Genomic DNA, 237 nt, shown 5'->3' on the forward strand with positions numbered 1-237 from the left:
ACGCTTACCGATAAGGACCGCGAGCTGCTGCTCGAGTTGATTGAAACGCTGGACCCGCTTGTTGACCGTGTGACGATGCACTATCATCTTGGTTTTGATCAACATGGGCATGTTGCGTACAGTTTGCGCAGAAGCCGGCTTGTGCGCCGGGACTGCCAGTTCGTGTGGATTGGTGCTGTTCATGAATATTTGGCAGCTTCCGGTTCGGTGCTTCATAGCGAAATTGCAGTTACGCAT

At 52.3% G+C, this 237-nt stretch carries 1 pseudogene; it reads left to right on the plus strand.

The features are described from left to right. Positions 1 to 237: pseudogene (locus KVT27_RS26100) on the plus strand (glycosyltransferase); the annotation flags it as partial.

It is taken from the genome of Lysinibacillus sp. GbtcB16, assembly GCF_019091145.1.
Lineage (GTDB): Bacteria > Bacillota > Bacilli > Bacillales_A > Planococcaceae > Lysinibacillus > Lysinibacillus fusiformis.